Source organism: Mesorhizobium sp. WSM4847 (assembly GCF_055811335.1).
The window spans coordinates 1-559 of sequence record NZ_JBVVPY010000111.1 but is presented as its reverse complement, the minus strand read 5'-3'; the positions used below and the strand labels follow the sequence as shown (position 1 = coordinate 559).

Here is a 559-nt window from a genome sequence, read left to right as displayed (position 1 = left end):
GCCCCGAACGGAACCGGCGCGCCATGAGCGTCCAGCAGATAAAGCCGCGTGTTCGCGATCGGACGGCCGATCGGGACGACTGCGTCATCAAAATCAGCAGGGCACTTCCAGGTCGTCGCGCAGACCGTCGTTTCGGTAGGCCCATAGGCGTTGACAATGGGTGCTGCAGGCCGTCGACGAATGAGTTTGGCCTTCGGCAGCTCTCCAGCGATAATGAGAGCTTGCAACGCCAAATATCCCGCATTGCTGCTGCCCTGAAGAAGCGCCGGAGGCAACGTCGCATGGGTGATGGCTTCGCTCTGCAGATAATGGGATAGCCTGGCACTCGCCAGACGGAGCTTATCCGCGGGCAAATGCAAGGCCGCGCCTGAGCCAAACGCCATGACAATTTCCCAGGCACTGGCATCAAAACCCAAGGAGGCGAACTGTACCACTCGGCTGTCTGAACCAACGCCAAAAAGCTCGGTCTGAGCCAACCCCAGATTGACCAGCCCGCGATGCTCTACCATGACGCCCTTGGGCGTTCCGGTGGAGCCGGAGGTGTAGATGATGTAGGCGA

General features: G+C 60.1%; 1 protein-coding gene. It reads right to left on the bottom strand.

Annotated elements, in window-relative coordinates:
* Positions 1–559, bottom strand: a 559-nt coding sequence (locus AC0L28_RS34755) for an AMP-binding protein (RefSeq protein WP_473483008.1), incomplete at both ends; no start/stop codon positions are given.